Here is a 24952-nt window from a genome sequence, read left to right on the forward strand (position 1 = left end):
ACAATCACTGTGCAAATAAGCATTTATATCATGTTATTAGTAGTATCTGCAGTTATTGCGATCGGTTGGAGCTGGAAGAGATTATTGGATTTCAATTCTTATAAGAAACCATTTTTAGAAGGAGTCGCCCTGCAATTTGTTTTTCTTGTCTTTGCTTCTGTATGGTGGCTTATAACCGAGGATATTTCGAAAGGGGTGATGGGGGTATTCTATTATTTCCTTGCCTTCCTAACGATTATGGTCGTTCATGGGTTCACCCTGCATTATCTCTTTTCAAAGAAGAAGCTGAAGGAGCGGGAAGATTGAATGCTATTGAGGTCGGAATGTGATTTTTACATCCTTCAGGAAATATGCCAAGGAATAGAGGTTTCACAAAATAGACAATGAATCCTTTCTGCAGGAATTGTTTTTTCATCCTCTTTTTACTAACATAGATGGGAGAGACAGATAAAGTCGGAGGAGATAAAGATGTCAAAAACCAAAACATTCATTGTGGTGATGGCCATCATCGGGGTACTCCTTGCAGGTTGCAGCAATAGTGACTTTCAAGCAGAAACGGATTATGAAGTGAAAGAATTTTCCTATACGAATCAGAATAATAAACAAGTCAGCCTAAAAGATTTAAAGGGGAAGGTCTGGATCGCCGATTTCATCTTTACCAGCTGCGAAACAGTTTGCCCGCCAATGACCTTCAACTTGACAAAGCTGCAAAAGAAGTTAAAAGAAGAAGGGGTAAAGGATTATAAAATCGTTTCCTTCAGTGTGGATCCGGAAACAGATACACCAGACGCATTAAAAGAGTACATATCTAACTTCGAAGCAGACACAAGTAAATGGGAGCTTTTGACCGGTTATGAATTCGACGAAGTGAAGAACCTTGCGGAACATTCCTTCCGTTCAATCGTAGCAGACGACCCCAATTCCGATCAGATGATTCATGGGACCAGTTTCTACCTGGTCAACCAGGAGGGAACCGTCGTTAAAACGTACAGTGGCAATAGTGACGTTCCATATGATGAAATCGTTCAGGATATGGAAACATTAATCAAGGAAGGATCTGAATAAATCCTTCTACGAGAATCACAGGATGCGTGATTCTCTTTTTTTTTGTGATTTCCCATTCCAATATTAGGATGCTTACGATTATAATGATGAAAAGGACTGGGGGACTGAAACAATGAAAATTCGTCCGATAGAAATAAAAGATGCTGGAAGAATAGTAGAAATCATGCGCCAAAAAACGGTTTTACCCAATATCATCTCTTTACCGAGCTTAAGGGTAGAAAAATTTGAATCGAGATTGAAGAACCCTTCCTCCAATCAGCATGATTTTATAGCAGAAGTGGATGGAATCGTAGTGGGGCTTTGTGGATTAAGTCAAGGTCTAGGCAGGCGTGCTCACACGGGAAGTTTATTCATATTTATAGATGAGCAATATCATGGCAGGGGAATCGGCACCAGCCTTATTCAAAATGCGATTGATTTAGCGGATAACTGGTTGATGATAGAGCGTATTGAGTTGACTGTCATAGACGTTAACACCAAAGCAAAAGCATTATATGAGAAATTGGGATTTCAGGATGAGGGATTTAAACATGGCACCATTGTCCAGAATGGCCGTTTTGCGGGCGAACATTGCATGGCGAGATTTCGTCCGGGTGGTACTGTTAAGCGGGAATATGATAATGTAAAGGAATCTACAGCAAAATGATAGGATAGCAGGTGAGGGCATATTCGAAATTCTAAGGCAATGCTGATATTTGATATATTGATTACATTATTCATTTCCATATGGGTAGTGAAGTCCTTTTTAGATGGGGAAGTATGGAAAGGAGTTCTGTTTGCAGTCTGTTTTGCCATCATGGCAGGAGTACTGCTTTTCCGATTCAAGACGAAAAGATAGAAAGCGGTGAGAGGATGAGAAAGGACCATTACACGATTGGGATGGCCGGACATATCGATCATGGGAAAACCACTCTCACAAAGGCTCTGACGTCGGTTGACACCGATCGCCTTAAAGAAGAAAAGGAGCGGAATATCTCAATTGAACCCGGATTTGCTCCTTTGTATGAGGATGATACGGTTGAGATTTCTGTAGTGGATGTGCCGGGTCATGAGCGCTTCATTCGTCAAATGATCGCAGGTATAGCGGGAATCGATCTTGTTGTCTTGACAGTCGCCGCAGATGAAGGAGTAATGCCGCAAACAAAAGAGCATCTTGATATTCTTTCAGTTCTTGGAATAAGTCAATGCCTTGTCGTCTTGACGAAAATTTCTAAAGTCGAAGAAGATTTAATAGAGATCGCCCGGCAAGAAGTCATTGAAGAATTGAAGGACACCGTATTTGAAGGCTCTCTTGTTCTAACGGCAGATGGTTTAACAGGCGAAGGAGTGACGACTCTTAAAGAAACCATCATTTCCTCCTTAAAAAGTCTTCCCTCAAGGAATACTTCCGGGGAATTTCGATTACCTGTTGATCAGGTCTTTACTGTAAAGGGGCAGGGAACGGTGGTGAGAGGGACGATTTATGAAGGAAGTCTGGAAACGGGTCAGGATCTGTTCATTCTCCCACTTGGGATACATACGAAAGCGAAACAAATTCAGGTTCACCACCGTAAGGCAGAAAAGGGATTTGCCGGTCAACGGGCTGCTGTCAATCTCCCCGGAGTGGACTATAAATCCCTTAAACGGGGAAATGTACTTGTCTCGTCCCCTCACCATTTAGTGACGAAGACAATTGACGTTTGCCTACATGTGCTACATACTGTCCGACATGATATTAAGCAGAGAATGCGGGTCATGATTCATACAGGAACGTCTGAGGTCATGGGGAAGCTTGTGCTCTTTGACCGAAATAAAGTGGAAGCAGGCACAGACACGATCCTATGCCAGATTCACCTTGATGAATCCCTAATGGTTAAACGGGGGGATCGTTTTATTGTCAGGAGACCCTCACCGGTTGAAACCATCGGTGGAGGTTGGATCATTCAGCCAAACGGGGGCAATTACCGGTTTGGAGAAGAAACGATTGGCTACCTCAGATCCCTGATTGAAGGAACTCCAGGTGAACGGGCACTAAAAGTACTTGAGCGATATAAATCCCTTGATAGGGAAAGTTTGAAAAAGGAAGGATCCCTTTCAGTGGGAAATTTGAATGTATTACTTGAGGATGAGGAATGGATTCAACTTTCTGATTTGACTATATCCCATTGTAAGATCTTGAAAGAATGTCGAAATGCAATAAAACATTTCCTCTTTACGTTTCATGAGAATTCCCCTTTATTGAAGGGAGCCAATCGTGGAGAATTAAAGCAGCACTTGAATGAATATCCTGGAAGTCTGATAGATTATGTGTTGGAGCAAGGGGATTGGGTCCATGGAAATGGCCACGTGCGGTTAGGTGACTTCACCCCCCATCTGCCAACTGCATGGGAGAAACGGTGCATTGAGCTTCTCGATTTACTGGAAATGGACGGTACACAGGTAAGGGACATGGAGGAGTATTTTAAGAAGGTGGGAATACCGGAGAAGTGGCATTCTGACTTCACTCGGTTTTTCGTACAGGAAAAGAAAATAGTACCTCTCGACGAAAAGAAAGCTTATTCCATTGGTGTTTTTAACGACGCAATCATTCGCTTGAGGAAGCATACAGATGCTACATTTCAGGTAGGTGAAGCGAAAGAAGTGCTGGGATTATCCAGAAAATATATGATTCCTTTTTTAGAAAAGCTGGATAAAGAAGGGTTGACGCTTCGCATAGAAGGTAAACGAAAATGGATTGGCAATATTGATAAAGATTGAATAGGAAGGAAGTATATTTCGCTTGATCAAAATAAATAAAGTACAAATTGCTGCTATTCATTCTGTGGCATAGTAGAAAGTAGGATAGGAAATTATGAAAGAATTATGGAGCGCATTTGGCTGGGTTCTTCCGATTATGATCATTGTGACGGTTACCCTTATCTTTGCGATCTCCTTTTGGAAGAAAAAAAGGGGGAAGGGCAGGTGGCTGAACTTACTTCCTGTATTATTTACGTGTATTTCAATTGGCGGCATCTGTTTGATTACCTTGACTCCCCTGGAAAACGTTTCAGAGGGTTCTGTGAATTTCGATCCTTTCTCCAATTTGAAGTTAAATTTATTGTATCGTAATCATTTGGATGTGCCGATCCGTAATCTCCTTGCCAATATAATATTGTTTATTCCTTTCACCTTTTTTCTCGCATGGTGGATGAGACATTCGAAACAATTGATATTGATGGTCACATTTCTTGGAGGGATCTTTTCATTTGGAATTGAGTTTGCTCAATACTACTTGGCTTTGGGAAGAGCAACGGATATTGATGATTGGATGATGAATACAATGGGATCGTTCATGGGTGGTATTTTATTCGTCACCGCTCGCTATATCTATACATTGTTGAAAATCAATAAGAAAATCAAGTAAGTGGCTGGAATATAACTAATTCCATTTCAAAAGACGAACAATCGCAGCGGAAATCAACCATCACTCACTCCATTTAAAGTAACAATATTTTCGTAAACTGATAAATCCGAACGAATTCGATTTTCAAAAAATGAATCTCGAATATCGTTCGGATTTTCTTTTAACTAAATACATTTTTCCCAGCCTTTTTATTGCTTCTCATTTAGCTTGTTCTTCGATAAACTTTGACAGTGGATGTATAGTCCTTCCCCTTAAACAAAAGCTAACAATACTATGAAAGGGGGGATTCTCTTGTTAAAAAAAGCAATAATAACAATCATGGTCATCACCGGGTTATCCGTGGTATTGATCCTCATCATGCAATGGGATGTAAGACAAGGGGTGAAAAACTATACGAGAACCCACCCGATGACAGAAACCCTTTCAAGCAATGCTTCCATTGACATTTTTAATACCGGAAAAAACTTTTATGAAAACCTTTTTCATGACATTGAGACAGCTGAACATTATGTGTGGATACACTTTTTTATTATTCGGGATGACGATGTTTCTCATGAGTTCTTTGATTTACTGATGAAAAAAGCTCAACAGGGTGTGGATGTTCGTTTATCTGTAGACTTTATTGGATCGGACATCCATAAGAAGACCATCAAGAAAATGGAAAAGGCAGGAGTAAAGATTGTCAAAAGTAGACCCATTATTTTCAAGAATGCTTTCTATTCCCTTCACCACCGTAACCATCGCAGACTTATTTCCATAGATGACAACATTGCCTATATTGGAGGATTCAACATGGGTGATGAGTATCTGGGAAAAGATCCAAAGCTTGGCTACTGGAGGGATTATCATATTCGGTTGGCAGGCGATGCGGGAAAGGAAGTGTATAAACAGTTCAAAAGAGATTGGACGGAGGACGGTGGTGAGAAGATAAAGAGTGATCTTCCTCCATACACGTCAACTCGCACTGGAGGGGATATTCATTTCATCTTCTCCACCGGAAATCCTCTCCTTGAAAGAACCATTGATTGGATTAATGAAGCAGAAAAGAGTGTGACCATCACGACCCCATACTTTATCCCAAATAATAAGCTTATCTCTGCATTGAAAGAAGCAGTGACGAGAGGGGTCGAGGTGAATATCCTTCTACCCGATAATACGGATGCTTGGTTCACCAAACCTGTCAGCTACCGGATAGAAAAGAGCCTCTTAGAAGAGGGGGTGAATCTATATCTTTATCAGAAGGGATTTTTTCATGGGAAGGTAATGGTAGTTGATCATGCATGGGCCGACGTGGGAACAGCCAATTGGGATCCGCGCAGCTTTTACTTAAATGACGAGAGCAACTGCATCATTCGGGATGAAAAAGTGGCGAGACACTTGGAATCCCTTATCGAAAAGGATATGAAGGATAGTGAAAAGCTGACCAGGACAGCTTTTGATGACCTCCCGTTCTGGGAAAAAGCGTTACAAAAGACACCGCGGTGGGTTTATTATTACTTTTAGTCGCGTCTTCGATTCAACGTGTACGGATGTAAAAATTTTTGTTGAATAAGAAATTATGGTAAAGTGTTTTCATATAGTTTAGATGTAAACACCTTATTAAAGAAAGGGATTGTCCATGAGCGAGCTCTTGTTTATAGCTTTGTTTGTTCTTTCGTTAATGGCATTTACGTTTTTTAATGTGTCAAAGAAGAAACATGTTTCAAAGAATCACAGGTCGATAGCAGTCACCATTGTCATCTTCTCTGTGATAGGAATGATGTTGGCGGTCCTTATCTACCTTCCGAACGCTTCTTAGAAAACGGAGAATACTGTAAAAGCAAAAGACACAAGAGGAAGGTCTCACGTGTCTTTTTTTATGACCCTGGATTTGAGAACCCATTTAATCTTCTTTATAGATTGTTTGCTTCTAAGCGGGCGTGAATTTGGTATGATTAGATATGACTTTATTAAAGCTCGAGGAAAGATCAAATCATCATGGATACTGACTGTGCGTATGGAAATAAAGGAGAATCAAGATGAAAGCAGCAATGATTTTTGATATGGATGGTACATTATTTCAAACAAACCGTATACTTGAGGCTTCACTTCATGATACCTTCCAATTACTTAGGGACGAAGAAATGTGGGAAGGGGATACGCCTCTTGAAACATATAGAGAAATAATGGGAGTCCCTCTTTCGAAAGTGTGGAAGACTCTATTGCCTCTACATCCCTTTCACATACATGAAAGAGTGAATGAAGTATTTCAGGATAAATTGATTCAAAATATCTTGGGTGGAATGGGTGCCCTCTATCCCCATACAGAGGACCTCTTAGCCTATTTGTGCAAAAGGGGATTTCCGATTTTTGTGGCAAGTAACGGCTATCCCCGTTATCTGCAGACAATCGTGGAGTATTACGCGTTGGATCGATGGATCTTATCCTGCTATAGTATTGAAGAAATTGACTCTGAGGAAAAGGGTGAGTTAATAAGGAAAGTGAAGGAGGATCATTATCTCAGTCACGGAATTGTGATAGGAGACAGAGGATCGGACTTCAAAGGAGCCAAGGAGAATGAGTTCCTTTCCATCGGATGTGCGTTTGATTTTTCACAGGAAAATGAATTGCAAGATGCCGATATAGTGGTCGGTGATCTGATAGAAATCAGAGACTACTTGGAGAAAGTGAAATGAAGAAATAAGAACAGGAGTGATCAGGTGGAGCAGGAAAAACTGGCCGTTTTGAATGAATCAGGAGAAAGGATAGGGGTTAGGAGCCGTTCGGAGATCCACGCGAAAGGGTATTGGCACGAGACCTTTCACTGCTGGTTTGCAGGTTATAATGCCGATTTGAAGGAAAGTTTCATCTATTTTCAATTAAGAAGTGACAATAAGAAGGATTTTCCTGGACTTTTGGACGTTACTGCCGCCGGACATATCTTGTCGGATGAAAAGATGGAAGACGGGGTGAGGGAAGTCCATGAAGAGCTGGGAATCAACGTCCTGTTTGAGGAACTGGAGGATCTGGGAATTGTAAAAGGGGAACTCATTCAAGCAGAAATGATAGACAGGGAGCATACAAATGTGTTCCTTTATACGAAGCCGGTCTCATACGATGAATTTCAGCTTCAGCCGGAGGAAGTAGCAGGGATCTTCCGTTCTACCCTGGCTGATTTCAAATCGTTGATTCAACAAGATAAAGCCGAAATCGAATTGGAAGGATTTGTTGTCACCCAAGAAGGGGTTAAGAACCATTTCATTCATAAGGTGGGTTATCATCATTTTGTCCCCCATGCAAGGTCCTACCTATTAGAAATCATTGTTCGAATAGAACGGAAAATGTAAGAAAGTAATGCCTCTTTCCCATAGCCAGAATGGATAATTAAGGCTATCATGAATATTTGGTACATACATACTGTGAAAGAGAGTAGGAGAAACATTGAACGGCACAGCGCACATGGCAATTGGAGCAGCAACAGGTTTTATCGTGGCGAACTCATTTGGATCCGGCCCGGGTGCGACAGCCGCACTTGTAGCAATTGGCGGGGTATCAGGACTCATGCCGGATTTGGATATTGACGGGAAGCTTAGTAACAAAGTTACTTTCTCCCCCAAAATGATCAGGTCGGTGGCGCAAATCATCGGCTTTCTCATGATGGTGTACAGCTACCTTGAAGGCAGTGGGAAAGAACGGTGGCTTGGGATTGGCTATGGGGCAGGGATGATGGTTCTCACAAGCTTCATTACCCAGAGAAGGATGCTGATGATTACTGGCATAGGTGTGACGGCATGTGGTTGGCAATTGAATGAAATATGGTTATGGCTGCTAGGCATTTATATACTTATTGCTTCATTCGTGTCACATCGCAGTTATACCCACTCCATACTGGGAGTGATATATTATGCCATCATCGCTCGTTATCTCGAGTCCTCTATCTTGATTGATGGAGTGTTTGAAGCATGTCTCATCGGATATGCGAGTCATTTGATCGCGGATATGAAGGTTCTTCCTTTTAATAAGAGAGGCATAAAGCTCTTCCTTCCCCTTTCGTCTAAAGAAATTTAAAATGTGTTTATTCCTACTTGACCATTATTTTCCTATACATTAAAATAATGGAAACACTATAAATGGTTAAGTGCGATGAAGAAGAAGAGTAGACGATTGAAACATTTAAGAGAGCTGGTGGCTGGTGAGAATCAGTATGTGGAATCGTTGAATGGGCTTTTGAGCATCCAGGCTGAAATGAAGTAGGTTTTGGCGGAAGGTCTCACCGATAAAAGGGACGATGTATCGAAGGCGACTTCTGTACAGATGAGTGCGTTTACTAAAGTGTAAGCGAATGAAGGTGGCACCACGGGTTTCCCGTCCTTTTTTAGAGGATGGGAAGCCCTTTTTGTGTTTTTTATTATTTTAAAACGGAGGGTATGATGGGGATGAAAAAACAAGTTCTGACTGGTATCAAACCAACTGGTCGTATACATTTGGGGAATTATATTGGCGCGATTAAACCGGCATTGGGATTGGCAGAGAATCAATCTTATAACATTGCATATTTTGTTGCGGATTACCATGGTTTAACAAAAATCCATGATCCACTTGAAATGAATGAACTTTCCTACGGAGTGGCTGCAGCGTGGTTAGCTTTAGGGTTGAATCCAGATCGAGCGATTTTTTACCGTCAATCTGATATACCTGAAATCTTTGAACTGAGTTGGATCTTATCTTGTTTTGCACCTAAAGGGTTAATGAACCGTGCTCACGCATATAAATCCATGGTGGAAGATAATCAAAATGGTGGCAGAGATCTGGATTCAGGAGTCAATATGGGAGTATTCACCTACCCGATATTGATGGCAGCGGACATCCTCTTATTTCAAACTGAATTGGTTCCGGTTGGAAAGGATCAAATTCAGCATGTTGAAATTGCAAGGGATATAGCAGAAAATTTTAATAAACAATATGGTGAAACGTTTGTTGTTCCAGAATATGTCATACAGGAAGGGACATCTGTCCTCCCTGGACTTGATGGACGAAAAATGAGTAAAAGCTATAACAACACAATTCCATTATTCGAGGAACCAAACAAGCTTCGAAAACTAATCAATAAAATCAAAACGGATTCCTCTCTACCTGAAGAACCAAAGGATCCCGACTCATCTGCCATTTTTTCGTTGTATAAAGAATTCTCATCATCAGAACAAACCGAAATCATGAGAAAGAGGCTTCATTCCGGAATTGGCTGGGGCGCCGCAAAAGCAGAATTGTTTTCTGTGATGAACTCGTTTATGAAAGAACCACGTGACAGGTACAACGAATTATTAAGTGATACAGAGGCAATGGATCAGATTCTGCAGAATGGTGCCGAAAAGGCAAGAAAAAAAATCATCCCTTTTATGAAAGAAATCAAACAAAGGATTGGTTTGTATCATTGATCAATACACTTGTTATAGAAAATGTATCGAAAGAAAGTATTGAAAAAGCCGCATCTATATCAGAATGCGGCTTTCTTCTTCCTTTTAAGGTTTGAGGATTACTTTAATATTTCCATCGGACTTCTTATCGAAAATGTCATACCCTTTGGCCGCTTCTTCAATTGAAAAGGTATGGGTGATGATGTCGGTTGGGTCAAATTGCTTCTCTTCAATCATATCGTATAATTTTGGCATCAAATGAATCACCGGTGCTTGGCCCATTTTAATGGAAACATTCCTGCTGAAAAAGTCCCCTAAGGGAAATCGGTTTGCTTCTGTTGCATATACACCCGTCAATTGAACAGTTCCGAACTTCCGGACCGCTTCTGATGCTGTCTTGATCGGACTTATTGTCCCAAATTGATTATCAAAGTCAGAACCGAACGATTCATTTGGCTGAACGGTCCCATCCATTCCCACACAGTCAATCACAACATCAGCACCCCCTTTTGTTTCTTCATGCAGGAGTGACCCGATATCATTATGATTTTGAAAGTTAAATATTTCTGCTTGATTGGTACGTTTTGCATGCGCAAGTCTATGATCCACCTGGTCTACCGCGATGACTCTTTCGGCGCCTTTCAATTTAGCGAATTTCTGGACCATCAATCCAATTGGACCGCTACCTAACACAATGACCGTATCGCCTTTTTTTACACCACTGTTTTCTACGCTCCAGTAAGCAGTCGGTATAACATCGGAAAGGAAGAGAACACTTTCATCCTCCAGCTCACTTGATTCAGGGACTTTAAATGAGGTGAAGTCTGCATACGGCACCCGCAGATACTCCGCTTGACCACCCGGATACCCGCCATTCATCTCAGTGAATCCGAAAAGACCGCCAACTTCTCCATGGGGATTGGATTCATCACATTGACTTTCCATTTGGTTCTCACAGAAAAAACATTTCCCACAGCCAATATTAAAAGGGATAACGACGCGATCGCCTTTTTTTAGGGTCCTCACTTCCGATCCGACCTCTTCGACGATACCCATCGGTTCATGTCCCACAACGTAATCTTGTTCCGGTTCGATTCCTCCTTTGTATAAATGTAAATCTGAACCGCAAATTCCGCTTGCAGTAATCCTTACGATGATATCAGTATTTACCTGAATGGCTGGATTCGCTACTTCTTTCACGACCATCTTTTCTTTTCCTTGGAACGTAACACCCTTCACTATCATCACTCCTGTAATTTTTGTAAGATTCTTCTATGTGTTTAAACTCTTTTGGAGTGAGTTAAACATTCAGGCTTCCCAATTTTGAAAAACTGAAGAAACCGATGAGGATGTCTTAATAGAAAATCTTGTTTGAGCAATACTCCATCAAATATTGATTGGATTTAATTACCACTATTTATTCAAGCGCATGAACGAAGGGAATTTAGATAAATGAAGAAATAAATGAAAAATTCTTACTTTTTATTGACAGCCTCCTCTGTTTGTTATAAGTTATGGGAAAGCACTTTACAAATTCATATTGTTTCTTATCAAGAGAGGTAGAGGGACTGGCCCGAAGACACCTCAGCAACCAGCCAACGTTTTAGGTATGGTGCTAATTCCAGCAAGTTGATATCAACTTGGACGATAAGAGGGAGAACGAACGTACAAAACCTTCTTATTTTCATTAAGAAGGTTTTTTTGTTTATTCCCTTTTCGTATTCGCAGAGAGAAAAGGAGAGAAGAATGTTGAAAAAACATATTGATACTTTGCTTGTCCAGGCAGGCACTCGGAGGGATCCTGCTACAGGTGCCGTCAGCCTGCCCATTCATTTATCGACAGCATATGAACATAAAGGGATCGGTGAATCCACCGGTTATGATTATACGAGAACAGGAAATCCAACCAGGACTACCCTCGAAGAAACACTGGCTCAATTGGAAGAGGGTCATAGAGGATTTGCATTCAGTTCGGGAATGGCTGCGATTCAGGCGATCCTGGGTTTATTCGCAAGTGGCGATGAATTGATTGTATCGAAGGATCTTTACGGAGGAAGCTACCGCTTATTTGTTCAGTATGAAGCCCAATACAAAATAAAATTTCATTTCGTTGATACAAGTGATACAGGCTCCATAGAAGAGCGAATATCGAAGGGAACCAAGGCTATTTTTCTTGAAACACCAACCAATCCATTAATGAATGAAGCAAATATTTCTGAGATTGCCGGCATTTCAAAGAGGAATGGATTGCTCTTGATCGTCGATAATACCTTTTACACTCCTGTCCTGCAAAAACCGCTCAAAGAGGGTGCGGACCTGGTTGTTCACAGCGCCACCAAATACTTAGGCGGCCATAATGACGTTCTGGCAGGAGTTGTCGTTGTAAACTCAGAAGAATTGGCTGAGAGAATCTATACGATACAAAATTCGATCGGGGCAGTTCTGGCACCTTTTGATTGTTGGCTCTTAATAAGAGGGATGAAAACCCTTAGTCTCAGAATGGCTCAGCATGAAAAAAATGCAAGAGAATTAGCCCAATATCTTAAAGGGCATGATTGTGTAGCAGACGTCTTATATCCCGGTAAAGGGGGCATGCTTTCATTTCGTATAGCAAAGGAAGAATGGGTCGGTCCCTTCCTTAAACATCTGAAAGTCATTACGTTTGCTGAAAGTTTAGGGGGAGTAGAGAGCTTTATCACTTATCCTGCGACCCAGACACATGCCGATATTCCTGAAGAAGAGCGGAAAAGACTTGGTATCTGCAACAGACTGCTCAGATTCTCTGTAGGAATTGAATTTATTGATGACCTGATTGAAGACTTGGAGAATGTTTTTCATCAATTGGAAAAAGAGGTGTTCACGTATGAGTAAAAAACCATTTTCACTTCAGACGTCACTCATTCATTCCCGCGGATTTGATAAAGAGACAGGTGCTGTTTCTACGCCGATTCATCATGCAACAACTTTTCATCAACAGGATTTTGATCAATACGGAACGTACGACTACAGCCGTTCAGGCAATCCAACGAGGGAAACTGTCGAAGAAACAATTGCGGAATTAGAAGGCGGGGTAAGGGGCTTTGCCTTTTCATCCGGTATGGCGGCAATCTCCACAAGCTTTCTTTTATTATCGAGTGGCGATCACGTTCTAGTCTCGGAGGAAGTCTACGGGGGGACTTATAGGATGATCACAGAGGTCCTTACTAAGTTTGGTATAGAATACTCCTTTGTGAATATGAAGGACTTGCATGAAGTGGCTTGTGCAATTAAGCACAATACGAAGGTGATTTATATGGAAACCCCTTCGAACCCGTTATTGAATATTACGGATATTGAAGGGGTCGTGAAGCTCGCTAAGGCAAATGACTGTTTAACATTTCTAGATAATACCTTCATGACGCCACTGCTGCAAAGGCCAATCAGTCTCGGGGTGGATGTTGTCCTGCACAGTGCGACGAAGTTTCTTGCCGGTCATAGTGACGTCTTAGCGGGTCTAGCAGTAACGGGAAATGAAGAGATTGCGGGGAAACTTGCTTTTCTGCAGAATTCCTTTGGGGCGGTGCTCGGGGTACAGGATTGCTGGCTGCTCTTAAGAGGTCTGAAAACATTGCATGTTCGATTGAAGGAATCGTCAGAGTCGGCTTATAAAATTGCAAGCTTCTTAGAAGGTAGAAAGGAAGTAGAAGAGGTGTATTACCCGGGCTTAAGCTATCATCCAGGTCGTGAAATTCAAGTACGGCAAGCAGAGGGTCCCGGAGCGGTTCTTTCCTTCCGGTTAAAAGGGGAAGCGGAAGTGAAGCAGCTCATCAAAAATGTAAACATTCCCGTATTTGCCGTCAGTTTAGGAGCTGTTGAATCGATCCTCTCCTATCCATCAAGAATGTCACATGCTTCTATGCCTGAGGCTGAAAGGGAAAGAAGGGGGATTACAGATGGATTACTGCGCTTATCCGTCGGCCTTGAAAACGTGGATGAATTAGTGAAGGACCTTCAAAACGGTTTGGATAGTATACAAAAAATCAATCGAAACAACGTGATAAATTTGTAAAGGGGGAGGAAGCCAATGAAGCCGTTGCTGGAAGCATTGAAAGAGAGGATCTTGATTGCAGATGGAGCAATTGGAACATTGTTGTATTCATATGGAGTGGACAGATGCTTTGAAGAACTGAATCTTTCTCATCCAAATGAAGTGTTGAAAGTCCATAAAGAGTATATCCAAGCAGGAGCAGAGATTATCCAGACCAATACGTATGGGGCCAATTATCAAAAGCTTTCGAGATACGGACTGGAGGATTCCGTTAAAGAAATAAATACAGCTGCAGTTCGTCTCGCTAAAAAAGCTGCAGGTGAAAGCATTTATATTCTCGGCACCATAGGTGGCATCAGAGGCATTAAACAAAATGTGTCGCTGGAAGAGATCAAGAGGAGCTTTAGGGAACAACTTTACTGTTTATTATTAGAGGGCGTCGACGGCATTCTGTTAGAAACCTATTATGATTTCGAGGAACTGACCACCGTGCTGAACATTGTCAAACGTGAAGCCGATATTCCTGTCATTGCCCAAGTTTCCCTGCACGAAACGGGGGTGCTTCAAAATGGAATGGAACTCAAAGAGGCTCTTCAGCAATTGGAGTTACTGGGGGCAGATGTTGTCGGCATCAATTGCCGAATGGGACCATTTCATATGGTGAATTCATTAGAGGAAGTTCTCATACCGAAAAGGGCATTTCTATCCGTTTATCCGAACGCAAGTCTGCCAAACTATGAAGAAGGCCGATTCTATTACTCTGCTGAGCCAGATTACTTTGGGGATATCAGTAATGAACTGCGGCTCCAGGGTGCGAGAATCATTGGGGGTTGTTGTGGAACCACTCCCGATCACATTCGTTCTGTAGCTTCCCGGTTGAAAAGCAGGGAGCCTGTAATAGAAAAAGAGGTAAAAAAGAAAAAAGTAGTTCAGTTATCTTCCCCATCCATCAATGGAAGTTTACTGCATAAGCAAGTAAGAGAAAAGAAAACGATCATCGTTGAACTCGACCCACCAAAGCATCTCGACACGAAATTGTTCTTCCAGGGAGCGGCTGCACTTAAAGAAGCCGGCATTGACGCGCTCACCCTTGCAGACAATCCGTTGGCATCGCCGCGAATTAGTAATGACGCGATCGGGAGCCTGGTGAAGTCGAAACACGATCTTACACCTCTCGTTCACATCACTTGCCGTGATCGAAACCTGATCGGTCTTCAATCCCATTTAATGGGCTTACACACATTAGGAATCCACAATCTATTAGCGATAACCGGTGATCCTGCCAAGATCGGTGATTTTCCCGGTGCTGCATCTGTATATGATCTTTCTTCCCTGGAACTAATTGAACTCATTAAACAGAACAATGAGGGGATATCGTTTTCCGGCAAATCACTCCGGGAACGCACTCAATTTTCAGTAGGGGCAGCCTTTAATCCGAACTTCCGGCATTTAGACGCTTCTGTAAAAAGGCTTGAGAAGAAAAAGAAAGCCGGTGCCGACTATTTCATTTCTCAACCGATATTTGGGAAGGAGCAGCTGATTCAAGTACATGAAGCGACAAAGCATCTGGATGTTCCGGTCTTCATCGGAATCATGCCGTTGATCAGCTCAAGAAATGCAGAATTTCTCCATCATGAAGTGCCTGGAATCAACGTGCCGGAAGAAACGAGACAAAGAATGAAGGATGCTGGAAATGATCCTGTCATAGCCAGATCAGTCGGAATGGAGATAGCCAAAGGCTTACTGGATACTGCAATAGAACTGTTTAATGGCATTTATCTCATCACACCTTTTGTTCGATTTGATATGAGCATTGAACTGATTCATCATATACAGGAGAAAACCAACACAGAAAGAGAGGTTCCCTATGGCCATCACATTGTTTGAAGAACAGCTTAGAAAAAAAATACTCGTACTTGATGGAGCAATGGGGACGATGCTTCAACAAGCGAACTTATCCCCAGAGGATTTCGGTGGAGAGGAACTTGAAGGGTGTAATGAAAACCTTGTATTAACAGCGCCGGAAGTAATCTATCAGATTCACCTGGAATATTTGAAAGCAGGGGCTGATATGATTGAAACGAATACATTTGGCGCAACCCCGATCGTTCTGGACGAATATGATTTAGGGTATAAAGCATACGAAATAAACAAAGTAGCGGCTGAAATCGCCAGGAAAGCAGTAGAAGATGTCTCAACTTCCGAATGGCCAAGATTCGTCGCGGGATCGCTTGGTCCCACTACGAAAACCTTATCCGTAACAGGTGGAGTAAGCTTTGATGAACTAGCAGACAACTACCGTGTTCAAGCAGAGGGTCTTCTCGATGGAGGGGTTGATGTTCTGTTACTTGAAACAAGTCAGGATGCTTTAAATGTAAAAGCGGCGAACCTCGGAATTCGAGGGGCTTTTGAATCCAGAGGGAAGGAAATCCCGATTTTGTTATCCGGTACCATTGAGCCTATGGGCACCACACTCGCCGGACAAACAATCGACTCATTTTATTTATCACTTGAACATTTAAACCCTTTGGTCGTTGGTCTGAATTGTGCAACAGGTCCAGAATTTATGCGTGACCATATCCGTACATTATCGGATTTAGCCACCACCTATGTAAGCTGTTATCCAAATGCCGGACTCCCCGATGAAGAAGGGAATTATAATGAGACAGCTGATTCACTCAGTGCTAAGATGAAAGGATTTGCAGAGAAAGGCTGGCTGAATCTTGTTGGGGGGTGCTGTGGAACGACCCCGGAGCATATCCGTGCTCTTTCAGAGGTGGTGAAGGGATTCCCGCCTCGTACACCGAAAGAATCTCATCCCCATGCGGTTTCGGGAATTGAAGCCTTCATCTATGAAGATGAAGACAGAAGACCGATTCTGGTCGGAGAACGCACGAATGTCATCGGTTCCCGAAAATTCAAACGATTGATTGCAGAGAATAAGATAGAGGAAGCGTCAGAGATTGCAAGGGCACAAGTGAAAAATGGGGCACAGGTAATCGACATCTGCCTTGCCGACCCCGATCGTGAAGAAGTAGAGGACATGAATGTTTTTATTCAGGAAGTTGTGAAGAAAGTGAAAGTTCCACTAGTCATCGATTCAACGGATGAGAAGGTGCTGGAGGCAGCTTTAAAATTTTCTCAAGTGAAAGTGATTATTAATTCAATTAATCTGGAAGACGGGGAAGAGAGATTTGAGAAGGTCGCTAAACTGATGAAAGCCTACGGAGCTGCAGTGGTGGTCGGGACGATTGATGAAAAGGGAATGGGTGTCTCAGTAGAGCGTAAGGTGGACATTGCCCTTCGTTCCCATAGACTGTTAACGGAGAAATATGGGATAGCTTCTGAAGACATCATCTTTGACCCTCTCGTATTCCCTGTCGGCACGGGCGATCAGCAATATATAGGGTCGGCCAATAGCACCGTGGAAGGGATTAAAAAGATTAAAGAAGCATTACCGGACTGCCCTCACATACTTGGAGTCAGTAATGTTTCATTCGGGCTGCCTCCTGTAGGAAGAGAAGTACTTAATGCAGTGTATCTTTATCACTGTACAAAGGCGGGGCTCGACTATGCCATAGTGAACACGGAAAAGTTAGAGCGCTTTGCTTCTATTCCTCAAAAAGAAGTCCGAATGGCTGAGAAACTACTATTTGAGACGACGGATGAAACCCTTGCTGAATTTACAGCATTCTATAGGGGGAAAAAGAAAGAAGTAAAGGTACCTGTCAACACTATGACTCTAGAAGAAAGATTGGCTCATTATGTGGTGGAAGGGACGAAGGAAGGACTGATTCCTGATTTAAACATCGCTTTGAAAAAATATGACGCTCCTCTTGAAATCATCAATGGCCCCCTTATGGCCGGAATGAGTGAAGTCGGAAGATTATTTAATGATAACCAGCTGATTGTTGCGGAGGTATTACAGAGTGCCGAAGTCATGAAAGCGTCCGTTGCCCATTTGGAACCGCATATGGAACAAACGGAAAGTTCATCTTCGAAGGGCAAGGTGATCTTAGCTACGGTTAAGGGGGATGTTCATGATATCGGTAAGAATCTCGTAGATATTATCCTAAGTAATAATGGATATAATGTGATTGATTTAGGCATTAAAGTAACACCTCAGGAACTGATCGGAGTCATACGGGAAGAGAAGCCCGATATCGTAGGTTTGTCCGGACTCCTCGTGAAGTCTGCACAACAAATGGTCATTACTGCTCAAGATTTAAAGCTGGCCGGTATTTCAGTTCCTCTTGTAGTAGGAGGTGCAGCCCTCACCAGAAAGTTCACTACAAACAAAATCGGCAGGGAATACGATGGGCTGGTCCTTTATGCAAAGGATGCAATGGATGGGTTGAGTATTATGAATGGAATTCAACATGAAGAAACAAGGCTTCAACTGGAAGAGGAAAGCCGTGAGAAACAAAGCAGGCTCGTAGTACATGACGAATCGCCTAGTCGAGGTTCATCATCCGTTGCGGTGAAAGCACGTTCCGCCATATCAACTGATGTTAAGGTTCATGTTCCGCCAGACTTGATTCCACATACTATAAAAGAATTTTCTCTGGATCAAATCCAGCCCTATATCAATCAGCAAATGCTGCTTGGACATCATTTAGGCATAAAAGGGAAGATTTCAAGATTGCTGGAAGAAGGGGATAAACGAACTATCAGCTTGAAAGCCGTTACGGATGAGTTGTTCCAAAAAGCAAAAAGAGAAGGAATGATCCATGCATCTGCACGTTATCAATTCTTTCCAGCCCAGTCAGATGGTGAAGATGTAGTTATTTATCACCCGGAACATCCATCTTCAGAAATGGAACGCTTTCATTTCCCGAGGCAATCTGGGAATCAGCATCTGTGTTTAGCTGATTACTTGAAATCAGTTGAAAGTGGTGAAATGGATTATGTCGGATTCTTCGCCGTAACGGCCGGCGTGAAAATCAGGCAGTGGGCCAAGGAGTTGAAAGAAGAAGGGAGGTTCCTGGAAAGTCACGCATTGCAGGCCATTGCCTTGGAAACGGCAGAAGGACTGGCTGAAAGAGTTCATGAAATGATGAGAAGCAGATGGGGTTTCCCGGATCCCGTAGACTTTACGATGCAGGACCGTTTCCGTACCCATTATCAAGGTCAACGTTTTTCATTTGGGTATCCTGCGTGTCCCGAACTGGAGGATCAGAAGAAGCTGTTTAAGCTTATCCAACCCGAAGAAATTGGGATCCAACTAACAGACGGATGCATGATGGAACCTGAAGCATCGGTAACAGCGATGGTCTTCGCTCATCCGGAAGCAAGATATTTTAATGTATTGTGATCGTCTAATTAAAAAGGCAACTTCCGGAAAATGGAGTTGCCTTTTTAAATTTATTTTTTTATGTTAGACGGTAGTCCGCTATTCAAAATAATGAAGGATATTTTGGCAATGACAGAACGGAACGTTAGAGATGAAGGGAAATCGGCTGGTAGAGTAATAAAGGGGAACCACAGAGTTAGAAAGAGTGATCTTCTGCTTTTACACTTTGATTACTAAACTTTGTTTCAAGTATTTCGAGGATCTTTTCTTCGGAAAATCCTGTAATCATCGTTAGATTAAGTAAACTGGGCTTGAGACCTATTGTCTCACAAAAATGATAGGCACTTTGGATAGCAAGTGTTTCGATACACTTCCTGGTCAGTTTGTTATTCATTCTCTCATCAGCTCCCAACTATTTTGACATATGACTCAGTAGTAAGAATACGACATCATATTAAGATCAGAGGTTGGTGTCTAATAGGAGATCCCTATACATCAATATAGTATATCGAGACATACCCTTGCTGCCTGTTTCTCTGCTAATACCCCCATTATACACTTTATATTGTGAATTGTAGAGGGTATTTACAATTTAATGTAATATTATTTGAAAATGCTCATTATTCACACTTTGATATTATTCATTAAATGAGCCGCTTTTTTACCCTGACATTTCAAATTGTATTCATTCCCCGGGTATGCTCTGAATGACATTGTTGCATGAATGTGTTATATAATAAAAGGAGATGTAAGATAGTTTTGAAAATTTTACTTGAGAAGAGTATGATTTCCCGACTACTCATAACGTCAGTTAGGGAAGAGGAAACGGAACATTTTGATGGATATTATAGGAGGAATCATACATGCATAGGAACAAAGAAGTACATACATTTTTATTGAGTAAGGCTCGTCAATTAACAGATGAATGGTATGACTCATTGGATAAAAATACAACTGGCGGGGTTTACTCTTCCACTGACCCGAAAGTGATTGAAGCATTGAAACAACAAAACTTTGATTTCCACGGAATCCTCTGCAACATATTTGCGGAAGATAGAGAAACGTTTAGTAAGAAAATTGATGAATGGGTGTCAAAACTGGCAAATGATAAGGAACATTTAAATACGCCAACCCATTTTATACTCAAGGAATTTATGAGGGTGAGAAATCAATACCTGGACTTCATAAAAGAATATGCGGATTCTCATTTGGATGAGGGGATATTCGATCAGTTCAATTTGTGGAGCAATGTAATCATAGAAGCATTTGACCGGGTCATGATGCGTTTTGTCGAGCTACAATCTGAAGTCATGAAACAGCAGCTCCAGAATCAACAGGAAATCATAAATGAACTAAGCTCGCCCGTCATCAGTTTGAATTCACATACTGCTTTGTTGCCTCTTGTAGGTAACATCGACCCTTCAAGAGCAGAACTGATTTTAGAAAATGCGTTGGACCAATGTGTGAACATGGAAGTTTCCCAATTGTTCATCGATTTATCCGGTGTCGTTTTAATTGATACGATGGTAGCCCATCAAATTTTTCAGCTAATCGACGCACTTCAATTGATTGGGGTGAAACCAATTCTTTCCGGACTGCGACCTGAAATTGCTCAAACAGCGGTTCAACTTGGATTGAATTTTGAAAACCTCACCATTACCTCCACCTTGTCACAAGCTTTAACAATCAAAAACAATGAAGTATAATCCAACAGATTAAAAGCATCTTTACACTGAGTACTGTGTATGGATGCTTTTTTTACTTTGGGATCAATCATATTCACTTAAATATGAGATGATAAAACTCTGAAATAAAATATCTTGAATTAAAGATATTTATCGTGTATGATACATTTATAAGGTAATACTATCTCTTAAGGAGTGAAAAAGATGAACCTAAAACCATTAAAAGGGCAGCATCACGTTTCTGCCATAACAGCAAATGCAAAGAAAAACTATGAATTTTATACAAAAACCCTGGGATTAAGATTAGTGAAAAAATCCATAAATCAAGACGATACCTCTGTTTATCACCTTTTTTATGCAGATGAAAGAGGGAATCCAGGGACGGACCTTACATTCTTTGAGATTCCACATGCAGGACACACGTATAAAGGCACGAACAGTATTTCATTGACGGCACTAAGGGTGAACACAGATGAGGCATTGTCTTATTGGAAAAAGCGTTTTGAAGAGAAGGGTGTCGATCATGACCCTATTTCTCACTACACCGGACGGTCTACTTTACGTTTCCGTGATTTCGAAGGTCAGCGGTTGATGCTAGTATCTGATGAAACGAATGAAGGAGTACCGGGTGGTAAGCCCTGGGATAAGAGTCCAGTTCCAGTTGAACATGGGGTTGTCGGTTTAGGTCCCATCACTTTAACCGTCGCACGTGGGGAGAGTACAGCTGGTGTGCTGAAAGATGTCCTAGGCTTTAAAGAAATTGGGAGCTTTCCTTCTGATATAGAAGGCCAGGCTGACATCCGTGTATTTGAAACAGGGAAAGGCGGAACCGGTGGAGAAGTGTATCTTGAAGAAAGAAATGATCTGCCCCAGGAAAGACCGGGAAGAGGAAGTGTTCACCACGTGGCATTCAGGGTGGAAGATGAAACAGAGTTGCAAAAATGGGTAGGGTGGATAACAGAAAACCGCCTGCCGAATTCAGGTTTTGTGGAGCGATACTATTTCCGTTCCCTCTATTTCCGGGAACCAAATGGTATTCTATTCGAACTTGCAACAGATGGTCCGGGCTTTGAAACTGATGAGGACTTTGATGCTTTAGGACAAAATTTATCTCTTCCACCATATTTCGAAGCTCAAAGGGAATCCATTGAAGCGAAACTGAAACCATTGGATACGAAAGAATAAGGAGGACAATCTCTTGAAACATATCTTCAAGCAAGGAAATAAAGATCTCCCTACACTTTTATTGCTGCATGGAACAGGGGGAAATGAACGCGATTTACTGCCCCTTGCCGAAATGATTGCACCGGAGGCTTCCGTTTTAAGTGTGAAAGGGAACGTGAATGAGAATGGAATGGCCCGCTTTTTTGCCCGCTTACGGGAAGGGGTCTTTGATGAAGAGGATTTAATTTTCCGTACCAATGAATTGAAACAATTCATCGATAAAAGCGCGAATGACTATGAATTTGACCGTGATCATGTCGTTGCATTGGGCTATTCAAATGGAGCAAACATCGCGGCAAGCATGATGTATCATATAAAAGACTCACTAAAAGCCGGTATCCTGTTTCATGCCATGGTACCAAGACGCGGGATCGAACTCCCGGATTTATCCGATGTCCCAGTCTTTATTGGTGCCGGTAAGCGCGATCCCCTTATACCAATGAATGAAACTAAGGAACTTGTGGAAAACCTGAAAAAAGCAAATTCTCCCGTTACTGAGTTTTGGACAGATGGAGGGCATGAGCTTCGTCGTGAAGAGGTGGATGAAGCGAAATTATGGTTTGAAAAGAACTTTAAGTGATATTTGGAAAACTCTGGAAGACAGTTGTCTTCCAGAGTTTTTTGTGGAATACAATAGAAGAATCCTATCTTTCAAATGGTATGCCAATCTTATGATACGCCTGGAAAACTCTTAACATTTCCATGGTCAAAATTCCCCGCCATTCCGTTTCCGCAACTTGCCATGTTGCTTCGTAGTGCCCAAACCAGGACCAAGTGGGCTGCCAGAACCCGTCTTGATGTTGAGATTCTAACTCCTTCCCCAATTGTATCTCTATGACATCCTCCAATATTTCATAAAAGGGTGATGAAGGTTCACTTGCTACCTGAAGCGGTTTTGCCACATATTCATTCCACCTCGCAGGATCCGTGCAAACCGTTTTACGAACATTAGTCGAGAGGATTTTAAATAGAGTGGTTTTCGTTTTCCCACTCACTTCATTTAACAACCTTTCGTAACAGAGGAAATCATGCATGTCGATTGGCTCGATGAATCCAATAAGTTCACTGACCGCTTTTTCAGTCCATTCTTGAAGGCGGGGATGATCTGGTTGAAACCGATGGAAATATCCTACAATCTCTGCATTTGGATTTGACCAAGTAGTCTGGACGCCGCAATGACCTCTCTCAGGATCGAAATGCCACCACGGAGCGTGAGGCACTGAATTGACCGCTTCAGGTACAGCATTCCAGCCCTCAATTTCTTCATCGTATTCGTTCTGTAAATAACTCATTGCCTTTTGAACGATAGGATGACTGGCGGAAAGTTCTAATTCCTTAGCTTTTTGTAAACCAACGGTAGTAGCAAGTGGGGAGGAACTGTCCAGGCGAAAGTCAGGTTCAATTGACCGGCCGAAACCCCCGTCACCATTTTGGAAGCAAGCTAACTCATGAATGGCTTCCTCTTTACTTCCTTTTTCAAAATGAAAGTTGAATAATTTCTGTTCTAGTGGTCTTGCATTCTGGCGGATATAATCTTTTGCCTTGTTCCACTGCTCGGGGGAAAGGTTCATATGAAAAACTCCTTATTTAAGCATAATTGGTTATAGTAATAGATTATCTATTCGCAAGGGGAATCCCTGCTTATTAAGTGATAAATTCAAGGGTCCGACCCTCTTTTTTGAAAAATTGATGCCTGATTTTCGGCGGCATCGTTTTTTGATGTATGTATAATAGGATTATAAAAAGGATATAGGGGGACTCGAGGATGATCTCGCTTAAATTGCAAACGGAGTACTATAAGGCATTAGTAGACAAGAGAACGGACTATGAAGGTGTATTTTACGTCGGAGTAAAAACAACGGGAGTGTTTTGCCGCCCTTCTTGTCCAGCCAGAAAACCAAAATTTGAAAACTGTGAATTCTTTCAGACAGCAGAGCAAGCATTGCTTTCCTCTTATCGTCCTTGTAAGAGATGTAAACCATTATCTCATCCGAATAGTGTATCGGAAGTTGTGAAAATGTTGGTGGAGGCTGTAGAGGAAAATCCGGAGAAGCGTTGGAAGGACAAGGATTTTCAGCAATTATCGATTGATGCGTCCACTGCCAGGCGCCAATTTAAGAAAAGATTTGGAATGACATTTGTTGAATATGCGAGAGCCCGCAGGATGGGGATTGCCATGAAGGAAATCAGATCTGGTGCCAAAGTCATTGACGCTCAACACGTAACCGGTTATGGCTCGGCAAGCGGATTTAGAGACGCTTTTTCAAAAATCATGGGTTCTGCACCGGCTTCCTCGGAACATAATCGTGTGTTAAGAACAGCGTGGATCGATACCAAACTCGGGCCAATGATCGGGATTTCTGATGAAAAGGCATTACATTTATTAGAGTTTGTTGACAGACGGGGCCTGGAACGGGAAGTGGAAAGGTTGAGGCATAAAACAAAGTCAGCCATCATCCCAGGCACATCAGAGCCACTTCGTTCCATAGAAAAGGAACTGGAAGCTTATTTTGACGGGAACCTGTCCGCGTTTAGCACTCCTTTGCATATGAGTGGATCTCCATTCCAATTAAATGTATGGAAGGAGCTTGAGAGGATTCCAATTGGAGAAACAAGGTCCTATACCGAGGTCGCCAAACACATTGATCATCCCACAGCCGTTCGTGCAGTTGCCAGGGCAAATGGCTGTAACCAGCTCGCCATCATCGTACCTTGTCACAGAGTGATCAGGGCAAATGGTGATCTAGCAGGATATGCAGGAGGTCTTAACCGGAAAAAGTGGTTGATTGAGCATGAACGGAAGGTGGCAAATAAGAAGGGTCATGTATTATGATGTTCAGCAGATGGTTCCTCATAAGTGAAGGATTTCAATGCAACCGTAAG

General features: G+C 42.1%; 21 protein-coding genes, 1 riboswitch and 1 other annotated feature. Of the genes, 19 read left to right on the top strand and 2 right to left on the bottom strand.

Translation table 11 applies throughout. From position 1 onward, the window contains the following. Window positions 1-9 precede the first annotated feature (9 nt). From NQ095_RS17960 to NQ095_RS18010, 11 genes are all read left to right on the top strand, one after another. Window positions 10-306: a hypothetical protein gene (locus NQ095_RS17960; protein WP_258264806.1), complete on the top strand. Its 297-nt coding sequence runs from the start codon at window positions 10-12 to the stop codon at window positions 304-306. Window positions 307-468: 162 nt separating this feature from the next. Beyond that, window positions 469-1065 (top strand): SCO family protein, encoded by a 597-nt coding sequence (locus tag NQ095_RS17965; protein WP_258264807.1) that lies wholly within the window; start codon window positions 469-471, stop codon window positions 1063-1065. A gap of 112 nt (window positions 1066-1177) precedes the next feature. Further along, window positions 1178-1711 carry a GNAT family N-acetyltransferase gene (locus tag NQ095_RS17970; RefSeq protein ID WP_258264808.1) on the top strand — a complete coding sequence of 178 codons (534 nt, stop codon included), beginning with the start codon at window positions 1178-1180 and terminating at the stop codon, window positions 1709-1711. Between the two features lie 80 nt (window positions 1712-1791). Further along, window positions 1792-3801, top strand: coding sequence for a selenocysteine-specific translation elongation factor (selB, locus tag NQ095_RS17975; RefSeq protein WP_258264809.1), 2010 nt, complete (start codon window positions 1792-1794; stop codon window positions 3799-3801). Window positions 3802-3895: 94 nt separating this feature from the next. After that, a complete protein-coding gene (locus NQ095_RS17980; protein WP_258264810.1) occupies window positions 3896-4447 on the top strand; it encodes a VanZ family protein in 552 nt (183 codons plus the stop codon). A 291-nt stretch (window positions 4448-4738) separates the two neighbouring features. Next, window positions 4739-5950: a cardiolipin synthase gene (cls, locus tag NQ095_RS17985; protein WP_258264811.1), complete on the top strand. Its 1212-nt coding sequence runs from the start codon at window positions 4739-4741 to the stop codon at window positions 5948-5950. Window positions 5951-6107: 157 nt separating this feature from the next. Further along, window positions 6108-6245: a hypothetical protein gene (locus NQ095_RS17990; RefSeq protein ID WP_258264812.1), complete on the top strand. Its 138-nt coding sequence runs from the start codon at window positions 6108-6110 to the stop codon at window positions 6243-6245. Between the two features lie 220 nt (window positions 6246-6465). Next, window positions 6466-7122, top strand: coding sequence for an HAD family hydrolase (locus NQ095_RS17995; RefSeq protein ID WP_258264813.1), 657 nt, complete (start codon window positions 6466-6468; stop codon window positions 7120-7122). A 24-nt stretch (window positions 7123-7146) separates the two neighbouring features. Continuing rightward, on the top strand, window positions 7147-7773 hold the full coding sequence (locus NQ095_RS18000; RefSeq protein ID WP_258264814.1) for an NUDIX hydrolase: 627 nt from the start codon (window positions 7147-7149) through the stop codon (window positions 7771-7773). A 94-nt stretch (window positions 7774-7867) separates the two neighbouring features. Continuing rightward, window positions 7868-8494, top strand: a complete 627-nt coding sequence (locus NQ095_RS18005; protein WP_258264815.1) for a metal-dependent hydrolase — start codon at window positions 7868-7870, stop codon at window positions 8492-8494. Window positions 8495-8560: 66 nt separating this feature from the next. Further along, window positions 8561-8802, top strand: a binding site (T-box leader). Between the two features lie 60 nt (window positions 8803-8862). Beyond that, on the top strand, window positions 8863-9861 hold the full coding sequence (locus tag NQ095_RS18010) for a tryptophan--tRNA ligase (RefSeq protein WP_258264816.1): 999 nt from the start codon (window positions 8863-8865) through the stop codon (window positions 9859-9861). 84 nt (window positions 9862-9945) lie between these two features. Here the strand turns inward: NQ095_RS18010 and NQ095_RS18015 are convergent, their stop codons facing one another. Next, on the bottom strand, window positions 9946-11079 hold the full coding sequence (locus NQ095_RS18015; RefSeq protein ID WP_258264817.1) for an alcohol dehydrogenase catalytic domain-containing protein: 1134 nt from the start codon (window positions 11077-11079) through the stop codon (window positions 9946-9948). Between the two features lie 305 nt (window positions 11080-11384). After that, a riboswitch (SAM riboswitch) is annotated at window positions 11385-11494 on the top strand. 92 nt (window positions 11495-11586) lie between these two features. Between NQ095_RS18015 and NQ095_RS18020 the strand changes: the two genes are divergently transcribed. The 7 genes from NQ095_RS18020 to NQ095_RS18050 all read left to right on the top strand — a co-directional run bounded on the left by NQ095_RS18020 (window position 11587) and on the right by NQ095_RS18050 (window position 22649). After that, window positions 11587-12711 (top strand): methionine biosynthesis PLP-dependent protein, encoded by a 1125-nt coding sequence (locus NQ095_RS18020; RefSeq protein WP_309137664.1) that lies wholly within the window; start codon window positions 11587-11589, stop codon window positions 12709-12711. Then, window positions 12704-13888: a cystathionine beta-lyase gene (metC, locus tag NQ095_RS18025; protein WP_258264818.1), complete on the top strand. Its 1185-nt coding sequence runs from the start codon at window positions 12704-12706 to the stop codon at window positions 13886-13888. Before NQ095_RS18020 ends, metC begins: the two co-directional genes overlap by 8 nt. Before the next feature lie 15 nt (window positions 13889-13903). Next, complete coding sequence (locus tag NQ095_RS18030; RefSeq protein WP_258264819.1) at window positions 13904-15754, top strand: bifunctional homocysteine S-methyltransferase/methylenetetrahydrofolate reductase; 1851 nt, start codon at window positions 13904-13906, stop codon at window positions 15752-15754. Then, window positions 15735-19181 carry a methionine synthase gene (metH, locus tag NQ095_RS18035; protein ID WP_258264820.1) on the top strand — a complete coding sequence of 1149 codons (3447 nt, stop codon included), beginning with the start codon at window positions 15735-15737 and terminating at the stop codon, window positions 19179-19181. Before NQ095_RS18030 ends, metH begins: the two co-directional genes overlap by 20 nt. 842 nt (window positions 19182-20023) lie before the next feature. Beyond that, window positions 20024-20866, top strand: coding sequence for an STAS domain-containing protein (locus NQ095_RS18040; protein WP_258264821.1), 843 nt, complete (start codon window positions 20024-20026; stop codon window positions 20864-20866). A 183-nt stretch (window positions 20867-21049) separates the two neighbouring features. Continuing rightward, window positions 21050-22030 (top strand): ring-cleaving dioxygenase, encoded by a 981-nt coding sequence (locus tag NQ095_RS18045; protein WP_258264822.1) that lies wholly within the window; start codon window positions 21050-21052, stop codon window positions 22028-22030. 13 nt (window positions 22031-22043) lie between these two features. Next, window positions 22044-22649: an alpha/beta hydrolase gene (locus NQ095_RS18050; protein WP_258264823.1), complete on the top strand. Its 606-nt coding sequence runs from the start codon at window positions 22044-22046 to the stop codon at window positions 22647-22649. Between the two features lie 64 nt (window positions 22650-22713). On the opposite strand, the gene NQ095_RS18055 is transcribed toward NQ095_RS18050, so the two are convergent. Further along, a complete protein-coding gene (locus NQ095_RS18055) occupies window positions 22714-23640 on the bottom strand; it encodes a hypothetical protein (RefSeq protein WP_258264824.1) in 927 nt (308 codons plus the stop codon). A 194-nt stretch (window positions 23641-23834) separates the two neighbouring features. Between NQ095_RS18055 and NQ095_RS18060 the strand changes: the two genes are divergently transcribed. Next, a complete protein-coding gene (locus tag NQ095_RS18060; protein ID WP_258264825.1) occupies window positions 23835-24902 on the top strand; it encodes a bifunctional transcriptional activator/DNA repair enzyme AdaA in 1068 nt (355 codons plus the stop codon). The last annotated feature ends 50 nt before the right edge of the window (window positions 24903-24952 follow it).

It is taken from the genome of Rossellomorea sp. SC111 (assembly GCF_024733565.1).
GTDB lineage: Bacteria > Bacillota > Bacilli > Bacillales > Bacillaceae_B > Rossellomorea.

Excerpts from the sequence above, each read along its gene's own strand:
- NQ095_RS17980 (WP_258264810.1), top strand. The coding sequence starts at position 3,896 with ATGAAAGAATTATGGAGCGCATTTGGCTGGGTTCTTCCGATTATGATC.
- NQ095_RS18060 (WP_258264825.1), top strand. The coding sequence starts at position 23,835 with ATGATCTCGCTTAAATTGCAAACGGAGTACTATAAGGCATTAGTAGAC.
- metC (WP_258264818.1), top strand. The coding sequence starts at position 12,704 with ATGAGTAAAAAACCATTTTCACTTCAGACGTCACTCATTCATTCCCGC.
- NQ095_RS18020 (WP_309137664.1), top strand. The coding sequence starts at position 11,587 with ATGTTGAAAAAACATATTGATACTTTGCTTGTCCAGGCAGGCACTCGG.
- NQ095_RS18040 (WP_258264821.1), top strand. The coding sequence starts at position 20,024 with ATGCATAGGAACAAAGAAGTACATACATTTTTATTGAGTAAGGCTCGT.
- NQ095_RS17990 (WP_258264812.1), top strand. The coding sequence starts at position 6,108 with ATGGCATTTACGTTTTTTAATGTGTCAAAGAAGAAACATGTTTCAAAG.
- NQ095_RS18030 (WP_258264819.1), top strand. The coding sequence starts at position 13,904 with ATGAAGCCGTTGCTGGAAGCATTGAAAGAGAGGATCTTGATTGCAGAT.
- NQ095_RS17965 (WP_258264807.1), top strand. The coding sequence starts at position 469 with ATGTCAAAAACCAAAACATTCATTGTGGTGATGGCCATCATCGGGGTA.
- NQ095_RS18045 (WP_258264822.1), top strand. The coding sequence starts at position 21,050 with ATGAACCTAAAACCATTAAAAGGGCAGCATCACGTTTCTGCCATAACA.
- NQ095_RS17995 (WP_258264813.1), top strand. The coding sequence starts at position 6,466 with ATGAAAGCAGCAATGATTTTTGATATGGATGGTACATTATTTCAAACA.
- NQ095_RS17970 (WP_258264808.1), top strand. The coding sequence starts at position 1,178 with ATGAAAATTCGTCCGATAGAAATAAAAGATGCTGGAAGAATAGTAGAA.
- NQ095_RS18010 (WP_258264816.1), top strand. The coding sequence starts at position 8,863 with ATGAAAAAACAAGTTCTGACTGGTATCAAACCAACTGGTCGTATACAT.
- metH (WP_258264820.1), top strand. The coding sequence starts at position 15,735 with ATGGCCATCACATTGTTTGAAGAACAGCTTAGAAAAAAAATACTCGTA.
- NQ095_RS18055 (WP_258264824.1), bottom strand. The coding sequence starts at position 23,640 with ATGAACCTTTCCCCCGAGCAGTGGAACAAGGCAAAAGATTATATCCGC.
- selB (WP_258264809.1), top strand. The coding sequence starts at position 1,792 with ATGGGTAGTGAAGTCCTTTTTAGATGGGGAAGTATGGAAAGGAGTTCT.